Source organism: Ilumatobacter sp., assembly GCF_030065885.1.
Lineage (GTDB): Bacteria > Actinomycetota > Acidimicrobiia > Acidimicrobiales > Ilumatobacteraceae > Ilumatobacter.
The window spans coordinates 1-17,347 of record NZ_JASJCS010000098.1; the positions used below are offsets into that span (position 1 = coordinate 1).

A 17,347-nucleotide genomic window follows, 5' to 3' on the forward strand; every position below is an offset into this window, starting at 1 on the left:
GACTGGGCGGAGACGGCGTGCTCGTTCATCTCAGTGCCCGCTCAGCGACCAGTGGTTGGACTCTCGGAGCCGCCGGATCCGGTACGACTCGCCGACCCGCGTGAGCCGTTCCTCGCTGTCGACGAGGAGCGTCGTGCCGTTCTTCATCGCGACCTCCCTCGGATTGGCGATGTCGATCCGCACGTCGATCGCGGTCCCGCCGATGTGGCGGCTCTTCTCGGAGGCGCCCGTCGAACCGATGTCGTAGGCGACGACCATCTCCTCGGCGGCGGCCTTCGACGCCGCCGGATCCGGCTCACCGTCGGCGCCGCGATGCACCCAGTTGATCGGGACGTCGTCGAGGCGCGACTCGACCTCGATCGGGTCGAGGTCCTGACGGGCGATCCGGTACGCCCACGCCATCAGGTAGGCGCGCTGCTTCGGCCGGCGCGTCGTGAGGATCTCGTAGGGCACCCCGGCCTGGGTCAGCGCAGCGAGGAACGCGGTGACCCTCGTGCGGAACGGCTCGGCCAGATCGTCGAGGCTCCGGCTCGGTTGGAAGAGCGCCACCCAGTCCGCACCGCTGTTCTCCATGACCCAGAGCCGGTACTCGTAGGTGATCGGAGGTCCGTCGGGCAGCACGTGGAGCCCGCGCACCACCTTCGGGCCCGGGTTGGTGAACTGGATCGCGAACGTCGAGTCCGTCCCCGATGTCGGCTGGGCGTCGAGCTCGTTGCACTCCCACGTGATCGTCTCGGTCGGTGCAGCCAGGATCATGAACGTGACGATCTCGTTGATGCCGACCCGGCTCGTGATCGGCATCGGGATCGACCGCCGCGTGATCTGCGTCGGGTTGAACAGCGAGATGAACGGGATCTCGTGGGTGAGCAGGTGGACGGCGGCGTCGGCGACCAGCGACGACGCGTCGTCCTCGTACGCCGGCGCTGAGGCGTACTCGCCGAGGTCGATCGGCGCGACGTACGGGCGGAGCAGCTGGTAGTCGAACTCGCCGTCGGGCGGGTCGGTGAACGGCTCGAACGTGATCGTGGTGCCGACGTGGGTGAGGATCGGGCGGACCTCCCCCGTGTTCGACCCGCCGGTGCACTCGATCATCAGCCCGGCCTCGGCGAAGTCCTGTACGAACGTGACCGGTGGCGCGTCCGGGTCGTAGAACGCGAAGACGCTCGTGAACAGCCGCTCGTCGGTGATGCTGCTCGCGGTGACCTCGGGGTCGGGTGACGGGAAGGCCGCGTCGGAGGCCCGCGGGACCGGCCCGGCGACCTGTTTGCGTTGCACGGTTCTCGTCGTGCCGTCGTCGTCGGTCACCTCGACCGGGCGGGTGTAGACGACGACCGCCGCTCGGACCGGTGTCCAGTTCAGCGCCCGCGTCTCGAACCCGTGGTGCGACACGACGGTGACCTCGGCGGGCTTCACGCCGACGCTCTCCAGCACGTCGTCGATCTCGTCGGATGAGAGCGTGCCCTCCTGCAGCACACCGTCGACGATGACGGGCATGAGGACGTCGAAGCCGAAGTTCGTCGACTGCTCCGCAACCACCGCGTGACAGGGCAGCGTGAGCGGGTCGGTCTCGTCGACCTCGGACGGGTCGAACCCGTCGAGCGCGTCGCCGATCGTCGGGAACGCCAACTCGAACTGCTCCGGCTCGACGTCGAACAGCTCGGCCCAGAGCTTGACCCGCAGGTTTCTGACCTCGGAGTCGGCGTCGTCCGCGACGAAGGCGACCGCATGCTCGAGCTCGTGCGTGAGCGACCGGGTGAACATCCCGGCCGAGCCGACGAATGCGACCACGTCGTCGATCAGGAACACCTTGGAGTGCACGACGTAGTCGTTGACGCCGAAGTAGTGGAACCGTCGCCGCTGGCCGTCGTCGAGGCGGTTGTGGAACCACCAGGCGAGCAGGGTGCGATCGATGTGCTTGGTCGGCGGGTCGGCAGGGTCGCGGGCGCCGGTCACGCAGACGACGTGGAGCTCGTCGTTGTCCTGCAGCGCATCGAGCAGCCAGTCGAAGATCTCGAGCGACTCCATCGCCTGGTCCTCGATGTAGACGTAGTGCTGCGCCTGACCGATGGCATGCTGCAGAGCGTCGCGGAACTCGAAGACGCCGTCGGGCGCCCAGGAGATCTCGCGCTCACCCAGGATCGGCCACGGGATGATGTTGGGCACGGTCCGCAACGACTGCACGCGGTGGGGCCACGTCGAGGTGGACGAGACGAGGTCGATCGCGGCCCGGTCGATCGGGCCGGCTCCGTCGGGGACGCACGGGAAGGTGTACTCGGGCTGTCCTTCACCGAGCAGATCGGGGGCGATGCGGATCGTCGAGCGGCGGCCGGCCGCGAGGTCGTCGCCGAGCCGGGCGACGTTCTCGTTCCACATCTGCACGTAGAAGTCGGCGAGGTCGGACACGATCTCGGGGCCCTCGACTCGCGCTTGCACGTCATGCCACCCGTCGCCATCACCCTCGTGGCGCGGGGCGCCGTACCGGCCGGCACCGAAGTCGAGTCCGCCCGTGTAGCCGATGCCCTCGTAGCCGGCGCCCTGCTGCCGGAGCACCAGCGCGAACTTCGCGTGACATCCACCGGTCGGCGCGTCGAGCGTGTTGACGACGATCCTGTCGGCGAGGGACGGCTGCCCGGGGCCGACGGCGGCCCGCCCGAGGGCCCGCCAGTGGTGCACCGTCGCGGCGGTCGCGAGCTGCTGGGGGTGGAACGGGATCGTGTTCACGAGCTGCCGCTGGAGCACCGGTGGGTACGCAGGGCGGAAGAAGTTGGTGTTCATCCACACGAGCACCCGGACGTCGACGCCGGCGTGGTGGAGACCCAGGAGCTTGAACGCCAGCAGGCCGGCGTCTCCGGCCTGCTCGCGGGTCTGGCCGAGCGTGGCCTGCCGGTAGAAGGCCGGGTCCATGTACCAGTTCATGATGTAGACGCGGTCACCGGCCGTCAGCGTCTCGATCTCGGCGAAGAAGTCGTCGTAGTACGCGAAGCCGTCGACGAGCGGTCGGACCAGGCCCCGAGGCGGGTCGGCGCCATCCAAGTACTGCAGCGTCATCCCCGAGCCCCCACGAGTCGTCCAGACGGTGCCGCCACCCTAGTTGAGCTGGAGCGACCCGCGATCCGGCCGGCTGCGCGGTGGTCCGCGCGACCGACCGGCCGTCGAGCCGAGCGACCCGACGGCCGGTCGAACGTTCACCGGCGACCCGCTGCGGGCGCGGCCTACGGCGTGAGTTGTGCGCCGTACAGCGCGAGCCCGGCGGGGCACCCGTCGACGGCGGGCGCCTGCACGGCGATGCTCGCACCGAGGTCGTCGATCCGGTGCGTGCCGTCGTCGGCGACGGTCAGGCCGTGCGCGAACATCGTGACCATCACGTGCGCGGTGCGCGGTGTGCCGCTGCACGCGGGCACGGCCGTCGTGCTGTCGGCCACTGCGTCCAGCGCGCCGTCGACGCGGAACAGACCGGCGTCGATGATGCCGTCGATCTCCACCCTCAGGTAGTCGTCGGCGGTCTCGGTCACGACGAGCTCGTCCTCCGACGGGACGGTGCCGCAGGTCGTGAACCCCTCGCAGTACGCCTCGGAGTACTTCATGTCGTACGTGCCGACGAGGTCGACGTCGTCGAGCGACGCATCGAACGTCATCGGGAACAGTGCGGCGAGCGCATCGCGCTCGGTCACGGCGGTCGTGGCGCGCTGGCGCTGCGCGGTCAAACGGTCGCCGATCTCGTCGATCGTGGCGAGCGCGTCGTCGCGTTCGGCGGTGACGATGTCCAGCTCGGTCGCGGCCTCGTCGAGCTCGTCGATCAGGCCGTCGCGCTCGCTCGTCACGGCGGCGACGTCGGCGGAGGCGACCCCGAGCTCGGCGAGCAGATCGTCGCGCTCGGCGCTGATCGCCTCGACGTCCGCCTCGGCCTCCAGCAGCTGATCGATCGCTTCGAGGCGCTCAGCGGTGAGCGTCGCGATCGTCGCCTCGGCGTCGGCGTCGGTGCCGGTGGCTGCGTCGTCGTCACCGGTCGTGAATCCGATGATCGTTCCGGCTGCACCGAGCAGCGCGACGATCGCCAGCACCGCCACGAGCAGCTTCGCCCGGAACGGCCATGGCGTCGTCGCACCTGGCATCACCGGCGGTCGCTGATCGGGTGGCGCGGGGCCCTGGTCGGGCATCGTCTCGTCGACGAGTGCCGGTCCTGCGTTCCTCTCGGCAAGATCCGTCATGGTCCTCACCTCTCCCCGGGCCGGCGACCCAGGGAGGGTGCCGGACCCCTGCCCGCGGCCGAACCGCGGAGGCTCGGCCTCTCACCTCTGACGGTACCGAGCGGGCTGATCCGGCGGTAGGGGCGAAGGGCACCCTCGCCGGCGGCGGCACGCACCGCCGGTGCCGGCCGACCACCGATCGAGGTGCCGGGGTCGCAGGGGTCGCCGGGGTCGGGGTTTCCCCACCACGCGGACACCCGGGTGCCCCATCGAATCTGCGGCCTCGCTCGCCGAGGATGAGGGCATGGAATCGATGACGACGATGATCACCGAGCAGGCGTTGCACCCCGCCGTCATCGTGCCGACCCTCGCCGGGAGCGCGATCGTCTTCGGCGGTCTCGCCGCCCGCGTCCTCGAGCGGTTCGAGGACCGGGGCCTCCGCCGGCGCAGCACCAGGACGCACTGAACGCGACGGCCCGCCCGCCATCATGGTGCCGTGGCCGCGGAGCACGTCTACCGATATCGCCACGCATCGACGTTGACGATCGATCGCGGCCTCGCCCTCGCGACCGCCGGCGGGCGTGCCGAGCATCCGTTCTTCTTCCGGGGCTTCGTCGAACGCGCCGACCAAGCCGCCGCCGCGCTGCTGGCGATCGCCGAGGTGGCTCGCACCCGGTACTTCGACGCCGGCGCGGCCGCGCGGATGCGCGATCCGGTCGTGACGAGCAATGTCTCGGTGCTGCGGTTCGAGGCGTTCTCGGCGTGCAACGGGGTCTACGCCCGGTTCGACATCGACGCCGACGGACTCGACGGCGAGCTCGTCGACTGGGGCACGACGAACGTCGACGTCGGCGACGCGCTGCGCGCCGCGCTCGCCGGGGTGCGGCGCCACGATCCGCTGCGACTCTCGGTCGGCGACGACGAGGTCGTCGTCGAATCGCTCGACGGCGCGGTCGTCGAGCGCAAGGTGCCGCTGCCGGAGCGCTGGTTGCGCGGCTTCGCCGAAGCACAGATCGCGTCGGCGGACATGCTGCAGGTGGCCGAGCTCGCCGCGCCCGCCGCCCGGCGCACACTGCGCGATCTCCCGCGCCAGCGGACCGGGAACCGGGCGATGTTCCTGCAGCCAGCCGTCGGCGGGATCCGGCTCTCGCGGCAGGCCGCGAGTGGCGCGGCGAGTCTGGTCGGGCCGCAGCGCCTCTCGGCGTTCCAGCGTGTGCTCCCGTTCGTCGAGTCGCTCACCGTCACCGCGCCGGCGCCCCGCCGCCGGATCGCGATGGCCGGGCGCACGTCGAGCGAGGACTCGCTCGTGCCGACCGCGTGGACGGCCCACCTCCGACACGCCCGCCTCACCCTGGTCGTCAGCCCCGAGCTGTACCGCGGCTTCTCGGGCGAGGGCGGGGTGCTCGATGCGCTCGTCGACGCCGACTCCGAGTTGGCGACGGCGCTCGGCGACGCACTGGCGGGCCAGGCGACCTTGGAACCTGCGGCGCTCGGCAGCCGGCACGGCTGTTCGGAGGCGACCGTCGTCACCGCCTTGCGGGTGCTCGGCGCGACCGGCCGCGTGGGCCACGACGGGGCGACCGACGCGTACTTCCACCGCGACCTGCCCTTCGACCGAGCACCGCTCGACGCCACGCAACCTCGGCTGCTGAAGGCTCGGGAACTCGTCGCCGACAACGCAGTCCGGCGCCGCGACGGCGCCGGAGCCGACGTCATCGGGGAGGTGGTCAGCGACGACACCGTCTACACCGTCCGGCAGACGGCGGATGGTGCGACCTGCACGTGCGCGTGGTTCGCCAAGCACCGCGGCGAACGTGGGCCGTGCGCCCATGTTCTGGCCGCGCGCCTGGCAGCCGTGAGGGCGACATGACCGCGGACCAGTTGCTGCACATGGCGAGGTCCGAGGATGCCGCCGGGCTCGCCGCGGCGCTGATCGACCTGAACGAACGGCAGCGGCGAGCCGCCGCCGAGCAGCTCCAGTCAGCCATGAAGATGCCGTTTCGCCCGCCGACGCCGCCGTCGACGGCCTTCCACGAGACCGCCCAGGTGGCGCTCTTCGGGACCGCGATCCGCAGCGAGGTGACGTTCCCGCTCGGCTTCAACTGGTTCGGGCTGTATCCGCCCGTGATCGACGTGCTGGCAGCACGACCCGAGCGCACCGTCGCGGCGATCGGCAGGGAGATCGTCAACAGCGAGTTCTCGACGTTCTGGCCGGTGGCGCGTGGCATGGTCGAGCGCGGCCTCCTCGAACCGCCGGACGACGAGACGATGGCGCTGTGCTTCGTCCGCAGCCTGCGAACGGCCGTCCTGGTCCACCTCGGTGACGACGAGACGAGCGGTGACCGGCTCCGGGCCGTGCTCGACCGCGACCCGTCGCTCGTCGAGGTCTTCTGGTCGGCGCTCCGTTTCGAGTCGGTGGCGATGCTGCTCGACTGGGGCGACTGGGACGCCGCCTGGGCGGCCGCCGTCGACGGGGGCCAACTCGATCGCGGCCGCTCACTGGACGAGGCGCTCGACGGGCTGACCCGCGACTTCAGACCGGGCGCCACGAGACTGTTCCGGTCGACCTGGGAGGCGCTGGCGCCGTCGACCGGCGACGCGGCCGCGCGCGTGGATCGGCTGCTGAGGGCCCTCGCGGCCGGGTCGTCCACCGACCAGGCGTTCGTGACGAAGATCCTGCTGGCGCTCGTGAAGGCGGGTCACGAGCTCGACGGCCACGCCGTCGCACCTGCCGTCGAGGGCGTGCTCGGCGGCACGGCGAAGGGCGCTGCGATGTCGGCGCTGCGATTGCTCGAGCGGGTCGAGTTGCCGGACGTCGAGCGGGCACGGGCGGCACTCCCGGCGCTCGGCCACGCCCACGCCGATGTCCAGGGAGGGGCGCTTCGTCTGATCCAGGCGGGTGTGCACGGTCTCGACGCCGACGAGCGAACGGCGCTCGGCGGGTGGGTGGCTGCGGTCGCCCCCGAGCATCGCCAACCGTTGCGCGAGCTGGCAGGCGACGGGGCGGAGGCCGCGGTCGATGGCGATGTCGCCACCGCGCCGGCCGCGTCGATCGCCGACCTGGAAGCTCGGATCGCAGCGCTTCCCGACGACGTCACGCAGCACTTCGGGCTCGACCATGCGGTCGAGCTGGTTCGCACCGGGCACGCGCCCGCACCGGTTCGCCTGACGCCGGCCCTGCGCGGCGACCCGGTCTCGCCCGTCGCCTCCGGCGACGAGCTGGCCGAGACGCTGATCGTGCTGCTGTCGGGCACCGGCGACCCGATCGACGTCGAGCGGGCGATCGACGGCCTGGCCCGCATCGACCCCACGGCGATGACGAGTGCCCAGCTCTCAGCAGTGCTGCGCCTCGTGCCGGACCACGCCAACCGGAGCGGTTGGGCGACCGACAGCACCTCGTTCGTCTTCAGCGTCGCCGCGATGCACTGGTGCCACGGCCGGCAGCCGGGCCGGCTGCCCTATCTCGCGCCGGCTCGGAAGTTGTTCGGCGCACCCGAGGTCAGCCATGAGCTGACGCCGGCGCCCCGTTCGACGGCGACGTGGCGCGTTCCGGCCTTCGACGGCTCCGAGTGGCCGGCCGGCTGCTACGGGATGCTGGCGACACGCGTGTGGGAGGCCGTGACGATCGGCGTGAGCAGCCCGCGGCCGACCCTCGCCCTGCCCTCGACGACCGACGGTTGGATCGTCAGCGACGACCTCGTCGAGCGCATCGATGTGTTGCGACGGCGCAGGGTGTCGCCGGCGCGGTTCGAGGCCGTGCAGGCGCTGCTCCGGCTGGACCCGGGAGACCGGCCGACTGTCGACCCGGGCAGAGGCGCGGTGGCCGACGGCGTGCGAACGGTGGTGGCCGGTGGCCGGCCGCCTCGCGACGAGGGACTGGCGCAGGCGTGCCGGCCGGCCGTCGCCGTCCCCGAGCAGCTCGTCATCGAGGAGTCGGAACCGCACCGGAGCGAAACATGGACGTATGCGCGATTCGCCGACGCAACGACCGCAACCGGACTCCGGCGCGACGACCTCGTCGGCGTGCTCGTCGACGATCTTCGCCGTCCGGCGCCCGAGGCCGGACCACGGAACTACTGGACGTCGACCCATCGAACGCTGCAGGTCGACGATCGGCTGTTGTGCGCGTGGGCGCGGCTGCTGGCGCCACGGCACCGTGCGCTCGTCCACGCCGTGGCGATGACGATCGCCGTCGACCATGTCGACGCCGACCGTTCGTCGGATGCGCTCGATGAGGTCGTCGCGCCGTTGAGCGACCAGGACGAGCCGCTGGGCTGGCACGCCCATGCGCTGGTGGCGGCTGCGTTGTCGTCGAACAACGAGATCCTCGGCACGGCGGCGGTCGACGTGGTGGCCGCCGCTGCGATCGACGGACGACTCGACCCGGCGGCGCTCGGCGGAGTGCTGGCGCGGCTCACCGACGGCGGTGTCGCCCGGCTGACGCGTGTGGGACGGCGGCTCTCGGCGATCGCCGGCGACGGGCCGCTGCTGGCCGATCAGGTGCGACGCGTCGGTGTGGCGTGGATCGCTGCGCTCGACGCTCTGCCGCGCGACGCCCATGCCGTGCTCGGTCTGCTCGATCTGGCGTGCGCGGAGTCGGGTGGCGGTGTCGACGATGTCGCGGCCCGACGGCTGCTCGAGACGGGGAGCACCGGCAGCTCGAAGCGAGCCCAGCTCGCTCGGCGACTCCTGTCGCTCGAACCGTCTGCTGGCCCGACCGCCGACCTCCTCGTAGCAGTGGTGGCGCGCGCCGAGCGCAGCGCCGCCCGGCGCGGGTGAGCGGCCGGTGCGGCGGCGTGACTCAGATGTCACGGGTGCGTCCGAGCAGCGGTGGTCGGGCAGGGTTCTCGATCAGGACGAGCGTGCGTCGTGCGACCGTCGCCGGTCGACCGTCGAGATGCTCGCACCGATCGCGAGCATGGCCACGAACAGAGCCGAGACGGTCGCCACGACGCGGACCCAGCCGTGCTCGGCTGCGTCGAGGAAGTCGTACGGATAGCTCTCGGTCACCATTCCCCGGGCGAGCACGAACATCAGCCACGCGAACGGAACGACGACGACCCATCCCGAACTCGATGCAGGCACCTCGGCCGGCGGGCCCAGCGTCGCCCACGCCGCGACCACCGCCACGGGGATCGCGTAGTGCTGGGAGAGATCGACGACGCCCCACCACCCGGACGGGAGCGTCGGGTCGAGCAGCACCGCGTTGACGATCGCCGTCACGACCGCCATGACCATGACCGTGAGGTGAGCGATGGCTCGGGCCGGGCTCGGTGCCGCATCGAGCGCGATCCAGGCGGCCACGACGCCCACGAGCACGACGGTCACGTTGGTGAACTTCACCGCCATCTCGAGGGTCGCGGCGCCCACACTTCGCTCCTCGTCGACGATCATCAGCAGCCAGATCCCGACACTCGTGAGCGCTGCCACGACGGAGATGACCGTGTAGGCAGCCTGGCGCGCCGCGACGGGCGTCCTCATCGCGATGTCCGTCCGCGTCTCGTCTCGCGTCCTCATCCGGACACTCCTCTTGTCGTCATCGCACATCAGCGCGGCCCACGGCGCAAGGGGCGGAGGTCGGAATCCCCTACCGGATCGAGGACCAGAGGACGACGGTGGAGATGTCAGAGCATGATCGATCGAGGAGGGGCGATGGTGAGCCCTGGCCGTGCTTCCCGATGGATGGCCGTCCTGGCGGCCCTGACGCTGGTGACCGCCTGCTCGGGTGGTGACGGCGAGGACGCCGACGTTGCGTCGATGGCGGTCGTGGCGACGACGCTGCCCGCCGACGGCGGTGATGCCGTCGAGGAGCTCGACGACACACCGGCCGACACTGCGGCGACCGACGCGCCGCTCGACAGCGGATCGGTCGAGGGCGCGTCGGTGGTGGACGACACCTGCCTCGCCGGCGAGCTGTGCCTGACGATCGAGGCCGACGAGGCGATCGGCAAGGAGCTGCGCCTCATGCTCTACGCCGCCGACGCCGATGACTGGCCACACGGGTTCCGCGACCTCCCGACGCCGAGCTGGGTGCTCGAGGAGCGGCCCGCCGTCCCCGAGCGATTCCCGCTGCGCCTCCGCCTGCCGCTCGAGGGCAACCTGTTCGCGATCTCGACCGACCCGATCGAGGGCGCCGAGGTCGGCCTCGCGATCGCTACCGGCGTGCAGTCGATCATGACCGTCGAGTCCACCGACGCCCGCGGGTTCTCGGGCGGGACGATGATCTACGAGCCGAGCGCGGCGATGGACTTCGGCACGATCGAGATCGCGCTCCCGGCGGGCGACGTGTGCGAGCTGAACCCGACGCACCCCGACTGCTTGACCGGCGAGCTGTTCTGGGCCGACCACATGCTCGGCGAGCCCGAGTTCGTGCCCGGCGCGATCTACCTCGACGTGGCGGACCTCGACGGCGACGGCGTGCAGGACATCGTCACCGTCGGCGAACCGCACTTCGAGGACCCGGACCGGCCGTTGAGCGACCTCAAGCTGGGCGTCTACTACCTCAACCCGGATCTCACCGTCCGCGAGGCCGAGATCGTCGATGCCTGGACCGAGGAGGATCCGTCGTTCTACAGCGCATGGGGCGTGCGGGTGATCGAGCACGCCGGCGACCCGCTGATCGTGGTCGGCACCAACATCCCCGGGCTCGCCCCGCTCGAGGACGGGTTCGGCAACGTGTACTCATACCGCCGCGTCGGCGACACCTGGGAACGCGACGAGGTGATGGCCAACCCGGACCCGACCGTCACGAACTACAACGCGATGATCGTCGTCACCTGCGACCTCGACCGGGACGGCGACGAGGACCTGGCGCTGAGCAGTGCGTTCGGCTCGTCGGCGGTCGGGAGCTGGATGGAGAACACCGGCGACGCCGGCGAGCCATGGCGGGCGCACCTGCAGACGATGGCGGCGGACACCGACCCGGCGATCCGCGGCACGCTCGGCTACAAGTGCGCCGACCTGACCGCCGACGGCTACCCCGAGGTCGTCTACAACGCGATGTTCGACATCCCGAACACCGAGCCCGCCCGCTACCGGGGCGAGATCTGGCTCGGCCTGAACCCCGGCCCGGACGGGTGGGACGAGCCGTGGCAGAAGGTGGTCATCGACGACGACAACTGGGCGTCGGCCGACATGTGGTTCCACGACTTCGACGGCGACGGGCACCCCGACCTGATCGCCAACCAGATCTTCTCGTCGACCGTGACCCGCTACGTGCACCCTGGCGACGACGTGACGGCGGCGTGGACGCCGGAGATCATCGTCGACGACATGACCTCCCCGAGCGACATGTGGCTCGCGGACATGGACGGCGACGGGTTGATCGACGTCGTCGGCGCCGACCACACCGCCCACAACGGCGTCTGGTACCGCAACCCCGGCGCCGGTGAGGCCGGGATGTGGGAGGGGTACTCGATCTTCCGCGACATCCAGATGCCGGGCGACTTCTCGATGGTCGACGTCGACGCCGACGGCGACCTCGACTGGGTCGGCACGTCGATGACGCTCGGCCAGGCGTACATCGTCGAGCAGGTCCAACCCGAGGCCGGGCTGGTGCTGTCGATCAGCCTGCCCGACGACTTCGACGCGAACGTGACCCGTCTGGTGGCGACGCTGGCCGAGGAGGTGCCGGTGACCGGGATCCCGGTCGCGCTCCTGACGCTGGTCGACAACGGCGACGCCGACGGCGACGGCCTGAACGACGTCGACCAGATCCTCTCGCCGGACAACGACCTCCTGCTGGCGATCGACGACGTCGGTGTCACGGGCGACTACCACGTGGTGGTCGGCCTCTACGTCGAGGGCGGTGGAGACTTCCAGCCCGTCCCCGGCACCGACTGGATCGCCGAGAGCGAGCTGCTGACGTTCGGCGCCGGCCCGGTCGAGGTCGAGCTGGAACTCGACTCTCGGGCTGACGTGTGCGTCGCCGGACGGGTCCGTGCATCATGGAACCGAGGACGTCAACGAAGGAGCAGCCCATGCCAGCAAGCCCACCGACGATCGACATCGGCATCCCCGAGTCCGATCGGCTCACGATCGCGACCGAGCTCGGCCGGGTCCTCGCCGACACGTACACGCTGTACCTGAAGACGCACAACTACCACTGGAACGTCACCGGGCCGATGTTCAACACCCTGCACCTGATGTTCGAGGAGCAGTACAACGAGCTCTGGGTCGCGGTCGACCTGATCGCCGAGCGGATCCGCTCGCTCGGCGAGTTCGCGCCCGGGAGCTATGCCCAGTTCGCCGACCTGACCTCGATTGCCGAGGCCGACGGCGTGCCTACGGCCGAGCAGATGCTCGCCGACCTCGTCGCCGGCCACGAGGCCGTGGCACGCACCGCCCGCACCGCGTTCGCCGCCGCCGAAGGTGCGGGCGACCAATCGACCGCCGACCTGCTGACCCAGCGCCTCCAGATCCACGAGAAGACCGCCTGGATGCTGCGGTCGATGCTGGCCTGAGCCGCCGCGGCCGCGACGCCGCCGCGGTTGCGACGCCGCCGTGGCGCGGCTCGCGGCGCACGGTGCTCGTTCAGGCGGCTCGTGATTCGGATCGGTCGGCACTGCCCGAGCGCGCCGACGTGATGATCTCCCAGCCGTCGTCCTTGACGACCATCTGGATGTCGGGAGCCAGATCCTCCCGCTGCTTGCGCCTCAGCGTGGCGCCACCCGCCATCACGGTGCCGTAGACCGTGATCATGAAGACGAACGTACCGACGGCGAACAACAGGGTGTTCATGACGACAGCACCTCCTGGCGCTCGCGCTCGACCTGCACCTCGGTCGGGGTGAGGATCAGGGTGCCCAGCGAGTGGATCGACGGCACCCAGAGGCCGACGAAGATCCCGGCCATCTGCTCGTCCTGCACGAAGTACAGCCACACCGAGAACAGGAACGAGAGGAAGCCGGCCACGAGGAACGGCAGTTTGAGACGGATGGTGTCGGTCATGTCAGTACCTTTCTGCTCGACCCACCGTTTAACATCGTTTAGTTCGAATTATTCCCAGGGTTGCCAGGTGCTCCGACGGGCCGGACGCGAGCGGTTCGCTAGGTTGCCGTCATGACGCCGACCGCACTGGTGGCCGCCGCCCGGGACTGTCGAACGAACGCCCACGTGCCCTACTCGAAGTTCCGGGCCGGAGCCTCGGTGCACACCGATCGGGACGAGATCGTCCCGGGCGTGATCGTCGAGAACGTGTCGCTCGGCCTGGCGATGTGCGCCGAGCGCGTCGCGCTGTTCTCGACGGTGGCGCTCGGTGCCCGACCGCTCGCGTTGGCCCTCGTCGCACCTCGGACCGGCAAGGACCTCACCTGGCCGTGCGGCGCCTGCCTGCAGGTCGCGCTCGAGCTCGGTGGCCCGGACATGCCGATCTACGCGAGTTCGATCCGCGAGGACGCTCCGATCAGCGAGTCCACCGTCGGCGAGCTCCTCCCGAAGGGACCGTTCGTCCACCGCTGACCACACCCCGATGGCGCCGGCAGCGTGATGGCTGATGATCGGCGGACTCGTAGGGTCGTGCTCAGCCCGCGATCGGAAGGACCAGAGGCTCATGAACGTGATCGGCAAGTTCGCGCAAACCGGCGCTGCGCTCTGGATCCTGAACGTCTGGTTCCACCGGTTCGACAAGGACACCGGCTATCGAGGCGGCGATGCCACCAACATGAAGGAGGAGTTCGCCGAGTACGGGCTGTCCGAGAACACGATGTACGCCGTGGGCGCCGCGAAGGTCGGCCTGGCGGGCCTGCTGCTGGCGGGCCACGCTGTGCCACGCGTCGTGCGGCCGGCGTCGATCGGCTTGGCTGCCTTCATGCTGGGCGCGATCGGCATGCACATCAAGGTCGGCGACCCGATCAAGCGCTATCTCCCCGCGCTGTCGGTCTTCTCGCTCTCCACGATCTCGGCGATCCTCAACGGCAACAAGCGCGCTGCGAGCTGAGACGGCGCACCCCCGCGGACTACGACCTCCACACGCAAAGAAACCCCAGCTGATCAGGGGTTTCATGGTGGGCGAGGGGGGACTTGAACTCCGATTTTCGGGGTTTTCCACAGTCCGCCGGAGTCCAGGAAATGCTGATCTAGCTGGTGGTTTGTAAACTACAGTGCTGTAACGTGCTGACCGCTTCTACCCCGTTTCTACCCGTCCGGTAGAAGTTCCGGTAGAAGAATGGGTAGAAGTCGAGCCGTTTGGGTGGCGGCCGCGGCGTATCCGATCAGATACGCTCACCGCGTGGGTGCGGAGCTGCTCGAACGGGTCCGGCAGGAGGCCGGGTTGAGCCAGGAAGCGCTCGCGTCGCGCGCCGGGACGTCGCGTCCCACGCTGTCCGCGTACGAACACGGTCGCAAGTCGCCCACGCTTGCGACCGTCGAACGGCTCCTCGACAGCGCCGGCTTCGAGCTCACCGCCGAGCCCAAGGTCACCTTCCGCGAGGTCCCACTGCGCCGCGGCCGACCGATCTTCGTCGCCGATCGCCTGTGGCGTCTCGCGATCAAGGACGCGTTCGCGGAGGTGACGCTGCCGCTCGAGCTGAACTGGTTGCGCCCGGGCGCAACGTTCCGCCTCAGCGATCGACGTCAGCGGGCACGCTGCTACGAGGTCGTCCTCCGGGAGGGCATGCCGGCCGACATCCTCCGCTACGTCGACGGCGCACTGCTCGTCGACCTGTGGCTCGAACTCGTCCTGCCGCGCGATATCCGCGACGCATGGCAGCCCGTCATCGCCGAGGCGACCGGATGAGTGGGCTCACCGATTCCAGGCTGAGATCGATGCGGGAGATCTTCCGACGATGGGCCGACGAGATCGATCGAGGTGCGGGCCTGTAGCCGTTCCGCTCTCAGCTGGCGCTGCGATACTTGAAGAGGGCCTTGCGGGCTGCCTTGGCGACGCGCTTGTCGGGGTGGTGGCCGCCGACGGCGGTGAGCACTTCGCCCGTGGCGAGGCCGGGGACGCGCCACGCCGTGTTCAGCATCGCGTCGATCCCGGGGCTACCGGCGGCGGGGATCACCCACGCTGCCGCGGCCGCGTCGGGGCCCCACAGTTCGAGCACGGTGTGAAGCAGCCGGATCCATCCATCGGCGTCGCCTGCCCGGTCCATCTCGTCGGGTGACGCGGCGAGCGTGTCGACCCGGAAGACGGTGACGAAGTCGGCGAGGTCGGGGTGCGCCCTCAGCGTCTCGACAGCCGAGGCGGCAGGCGCACCGATCCGCAGGAGCGCCCGGAAGCCGAGCCCGCGCCCGGTCTCGTCGGCGTCGGGCAGCGCACTGCACAGCTCACTCGCGGCGCGGTCGCCATGGTGGTCGACCCACGCGTCGATCTCACCGCGCGCCACGTCGTCGGCAAGGTCGCCGGCGGCGCGGAGCAGCTCAGTCGCCGACAGCTCACGTAGCGCTCCAACGATTGGAGCGTCCGTCAGCTTCGACGCCATCCGTTGCATCGCCCACAAGCCGAGCGGGGCGAGCTGCACCGTCCCGCCGCTGCGCTCGACACCGCCGTACTTGGTGGGCGTGCGGATCTCGTCGGCGATCTCGACGATCCCGAGCTCTGCGAGCCGATCGAATGCATGTCGCATCGCGTTCTCGACCAGGCTGCGGTGGTGGGCGAGCTTGTCGGCCGGAACGTCCGACAGGTCGTACTCGTCCTGTAGCAGGTTCCACATCGTCTCGGTCAGCTCGTCGACCTCGCGTTGATCACGGTCTCGGTGGAGCTCGAGCAGCAGCGGTGTCAACTGCGCATCGAGCTCGTCGGCGTACCAACCCCAGCCGTAGTGGTCCGAGCGGTAGCGGTGCTGCACCGGACCGATGCGCTTCAGCATCACGAGGAGCGCCCCGTACACAGCGTCGAGCGGCGAGTCGACCCACCTAGCGTTCGCGCCGGGAAGCAGCTTGCTCCCCTCGATCTCCAGCATCAGGGTCTCGAGTGCGATCCGGTACGTCCAGTCGACGTCGCTGAGCTCCTCGCTGCTCTTCGTCTTGAACACCCGGTCGCCGATCTCCTCGTCGAACGGGTCGTCGGTGCCGAGCACGGCGACGAGCTCCTTGCCGTCGGCGAGCTTGAGGTTCCCGCGTCCGGTGACCGTGCGACCGCCGCCGACGTAGCGGACCAGGGCTGTCAGCCGTCGAATCAGCACGCTGTGGATCGCCAGCGTTCTCAGCTCGTCCTCGGGTGCCAACACGACCGGCGGCATCGAGCCGAACACCGCGCGCAGCAGTCCGTCGCCCGGTGCGCGAAGCCGACCGAGGATCTGATCGCGCTCGCCGAGAGTGCGGGAGTTGAAGTCCTCCATCCAGCGCCCGATCGCATCCTCGTCGGACAAGTCGACACCCTCGCCCAGCGCGGTCGACCACATGCGCTTGCCGAACGACCAATTGTCCTCGTCGTTCATCGCCGAGATGAAACGCGACGCCGACAGCTCCACATACTCGGCGAGCACCTCGAACGGCGGCGAGTGCTCCGGTCGACGGCCGGCCAGAAACCGGAGGAACGATGCGAAGCCCGGTGGGACCTCGGCGATCTCCTCGGCGTCGATCAGCACCTTGGCCGGGTACAGGCCGAACAGGACCTCGTCGAGGTCGGCCGGCGACCAGTTCTGAAGGTCACCGTCGAGGTAGCCCCACTTGAAGTCGAGGACCTGTTCGGCGACATGCTCGAACCCGACGCCACCCGAGGCCACGAAGTCCTCGATCAGCCGATCGCGCGCCCGCTCGAACGCCTCCTGATCATCCGGGCCGAACACCTCGTCCACCCTGCCTACGGTAGCGATCTGCCGTCCGGCGATCCGCTCGACGAGCCTCGGCGATCAAGCGCCCGCCGGCGGGTTATGCCATAGATGTTCGCGCGCCGGGCAGGCGTGACAAGTTGGTCATAACTCTCGGTTGGGATGCTGCCGGTCGGGGGCTCCTACTGCAAACCCACTGCGAAGCCCGACGTCGTGACTCGACGGCCGTGACCTCGGGTGATGCGGACCCAGGTCGGTACTCCAAACTGCTACTGACAAGAACGACCCGAGCCGAGAGAGCTCGACCTGATCGCTTCGGCGCGCCAGCCTCGACGTGCGACGTGGCGTGCCCCGACAGCATTCACGCGGTGAGGATTGTCGGCGGAATAGGCCTCACGGCGGGCTCGTCGCGTTGCCTGTGCTGTCTCCTCTGATATCAAACCATGGC

At 69.9% G+C, this 17,347-nt stretch carries 14 protein-coding genes; 8 read left to right on the forward strand and 6 right to left on the reverse strand.

Annotated elements, in window-relative coordinates; translation table 11 throughout:
* Positions 1-30: 30 nt before the first annotated feature.
* The gene (locus QNJ12_RS17925) at positions 31-3,048 is read right to left on the reverse strand and encodes a phospholipase D-like domain-containing protein (RefSeq protein WP_300624684.1); all 3,018 of its coding nucleotides are present in this window, start codon (positions 3,046-3,048) and stop codon (positions 31-33) included.
* Between the two features lie 164 nt (positions 3,049-3,212).
* Positions 3,213-4,208 carry a hypothetical protein gene (locus tag QNJ12_RS17930; RefSeq protein ID WP_300624686.1) on the reverse strand — a complete coding sequence of 332 codons (996 nt, stop codon included), beginning with the start codon at positions 4,206-4,208 and terminating at the stop codon, positions 3,213-3,215.
* Between the two features lie 283 nt (positions 4,209-4,491).
* On the opposite strand from QNJ12_RS17930, the gene QNJ12_RS17935 reads away from it, so the two are divergent.
* From QNJ12_RS17935 to QNJ12_RS17945, 3 genes are read left to right on the forward strand one after another with little or no spacing between them, the layout of a single operon-like run.
* Positions 4,492-4,653: a hypothetical protein gene (locus tag QNJ12_RS17935; RefSeq protein ID WP_300624688.1), complete on the forward strand. Its 162-nt coding sequence runs from the start codon at positions 4,492-4,494 to the stop codon at positions 4,651-4,653.
* Between the two features lie 30 nt (positions 4,654-4,683).
* Positions 4,684-6,057: an SWIM zinc finger family protein gene (locus tag QNJ12_RS17940; RefSeq protein ID WP_300624690.1), complete on the forward strand. Its 1,374-nt coding sequence runs from the start codon at positions 4,684-4,686 to the stop codon at positions 6,055-6,057.
* Positions 6,054-8,966, forward strand: coding sequence for a hypothetical protein (locus QNJ12_RS17945; RefSeq protein ID WP_300624692.1), 2,913 nt, complete (start codon positions 6,054-6,056; stop codon positions 8,964-8,966). Before QNJ12_RS17940 ends, QNJ12_RS17945 begins: the two co-directional genes overlap by 4 nt.
* Positions 8,967-9,038: 72 nt before the next feature.
* Here QNJ12_RS17945 and QNJ12_RS17950 read toward each other — a convergent pair whose 3' ends face one another.
* Positions 9,039-9,668 (reverse strand): Pr6Pr family membrane protein, encoded by a 630-nt coding sequence (locus QNJ12_RS17950; RefSeq protein ID WP_300624694.1) that lies wholly within the window; start codon positions 9,666-9,668, stop codon positions 9,039-9,041.
* A 150-nt stretch (positions 9,669-9,818) separates the two neighbouring features.
* On the opposite strand from QNJ12_RS17950, the gene QNJ12_RS17955 reads away from it, so the two are divergent.
* On the forward strand, positions 9,819-12,275 hold the full coding sequence (locus QNJ12_RS17955; protein ID WP_300624696.1) for a VCBS repeat-containing protein: 2,457 nt from the start codon (positions 9,819-9,821) through the stop codon (positions 12,273-12,275).
* On the forward strand, positions 12,167-12,649 hold the full coding sequence (locus tag QNJ12_RS17960; protein WP_300624698.1) for a Dps family protein: 483 nt from the start codon (positions 12,167-12,169) through the stop codon (positions 12,647-12,649). The genes QNJ12_RS17955 and QNJ12_RS17960 overlap by 109 nt, the downstream gene beginning before the upstream one ends.
* Positions 12,650-12,719: 70 nt before the next feature.
* Here QNJ12_RS17960 and QNJ12_RS17965 read toward each other — a convergent pair whose 3' ends face one another.
* Complete coding sequence (locus QNJ12_RS17965) at positions 12,720-12,926, reverse strand: hypothetical protein (protein WP_300624699.1); 207 nt, start codon at positions 12,924-12,926, stop codon at positions 12,720-12,722.
* The gene (locus QNJ12_RS17970) at positions 12,923-13,135 is read right to left on the reverse strand and encodes a hypothetical protein (RefSeq protein WP_300624700.1); all 213 of its coding nucleotides are present in this window, start codon (positions 13,133-13,135) and stop codon (positions 12,923-12,925) included. The genes QNJ12_RS17965 and QNJ12_RS17970 overlap by 4 nt, the downstream gene beginning before the upstream one ends.
* Positions 13,136-13,246: 111 nt before the next feature.
* On the opposite strand from QNJ12_RS17970, the gene QNJ12_RS17975 reads away from it, so the two are divergent.
* From QNJ12_RS17975 to QNJ12_RS17985, 3 genes are all read left to right on the forward strand, one after another.
* Positions 13,247-13,645 (forward strand): cytidine deaminase, encoded by a 399-nt coding sequence (locus QNJ12_RS17975; protein WP_300624701.1) that lies wholly within the window; start codon positions 13,247-13,249, stop codon positions 13,643-13,645.
* 91 nt (positions 13,646-13,736) lie between these two features.
* Positions 13,737-14,123 carry a DoxX family protein gene (locus tag QNJ12_RS17980; protein WP_300624702.1) on the forward strand — a complete coding sequence of 129 codons (387 nt, stop codon included), beginning with the start codon at positions 13,737-13,739 and terminating at the stop codon, positions 14,121-14,123.
* Positions 14,124-14,414: 291 nt separating this feature from the next.
* A complete protein-coding gene (locus QNJ12_RS17985; protein ID WP_300624704.1) occupies positions 14,415-14,921 on the forward strand; it encodes a helix-turn-helix transcriptional regulator in 507 nt (168 codons plus the stop codon).
* Between the two features lie 97 nt (positions 14,922-15,018).
* Here QNJ12_RS17985 and QNJ12_RS17990 read toward each other — a convergent pair whose 3' ends face one another.
* Entirely contained in the window at positions 15,019-16,926 is a 1,908-nt protein-coding gene (locus QNJ12_RS17990) for a hypothetical protein (protein WP_300624706.1), read from the reverse strand.
* Between the last annotated feature and the right edge of the window lie 421 nt (positions 16,927-17,347).

What these genes read in the sequence shown, in the direction of transcription:
- QNJ12_RS17980 (WP_300624702.1), top strand. Translation starts at nt 13,737, where the DNA reads ATGAACGTGATCGGCAAGTTCGCGCAAACCGGCGCTGCGCTCTGGATC.
- QNJ12_RS17965 (WP_300624699.1), bottom strand. Translation starts at nt 12,926, where the DNA reads ATGAACACCCTGTTGTTCGCCGTCGGTACGTTCGTCTTCATGATCACG.
- QNJ12_RS17945 (WP_300624692.1), top strand. Translation starts at nt 6,054, where the DNA reads ATGACCGCGGACCAGTTGCTGCACATGGCGAGGTCCGAGGATGCCGCC.
- QNJ12_RS17950 (WP_300624694.1), bottom strand. Translation starts at nt 9,668, where the DNA reads ATGAGGACGCCCGTCGCGGCGCGCCAGGCTGCCTACACGGTCATCTCC.
- QNJ12_RS17935 (WP_300624688.1), top strand. Translation starts at nt 4,492, where the DNA reads ATGGAATCGATGACGACGATGATCACCGAGCAGGCGTTGCACCCCGCC.
- QNJ12_RS17955 (WP_300624696.1), top strand. Translation starts at nt 9,819, where the DNA reads ATGATCGATCGAGGAGGGGCGATGGTGAGCCCTGGCCGTGCTTCCCGA.
- QNJ12_RS17975 (WP_300624701.1), top strand. Translation starts at nt 13,247, where the DNA reads ATGACGCCGACCGCACTGGTGGCCGCCGCCCGGGACTGTCGAACGAAC.
- QNJ12_RS17930 (WP_300624686.1), bottom strand. Translation starts at nt 4,208, where the DNA reads ATGACGGATCTTGCCGAGAGGAACGCAGGACCGGCACTCGTCGACGAG.
- QNJ12_RS17925 (WP_300624684.1), bottom strand. Translation starts at nt 3,048, where the DNA reads ATGACGCTGCAGTACTTGGATGGCGCCGACCCGCCTCGGGGCCTGGTC.
- QNJ12_RS17960 (WP_300624698.1), top strand. Translation starts at nt 12,167, where the DNA reads ATGCCAGCAAGCCCACCGACGATCGACATCGGCATCCCCGAGTCCGAT.
- QNJ12_RS17970 (WP_300624700.1), bottom strand. Translation starts at nt 13,135, where the DNA reads ATGACCGACACCATCCGTCTCAAACTGCCGTTCCTCGTGGCCGGCTTC.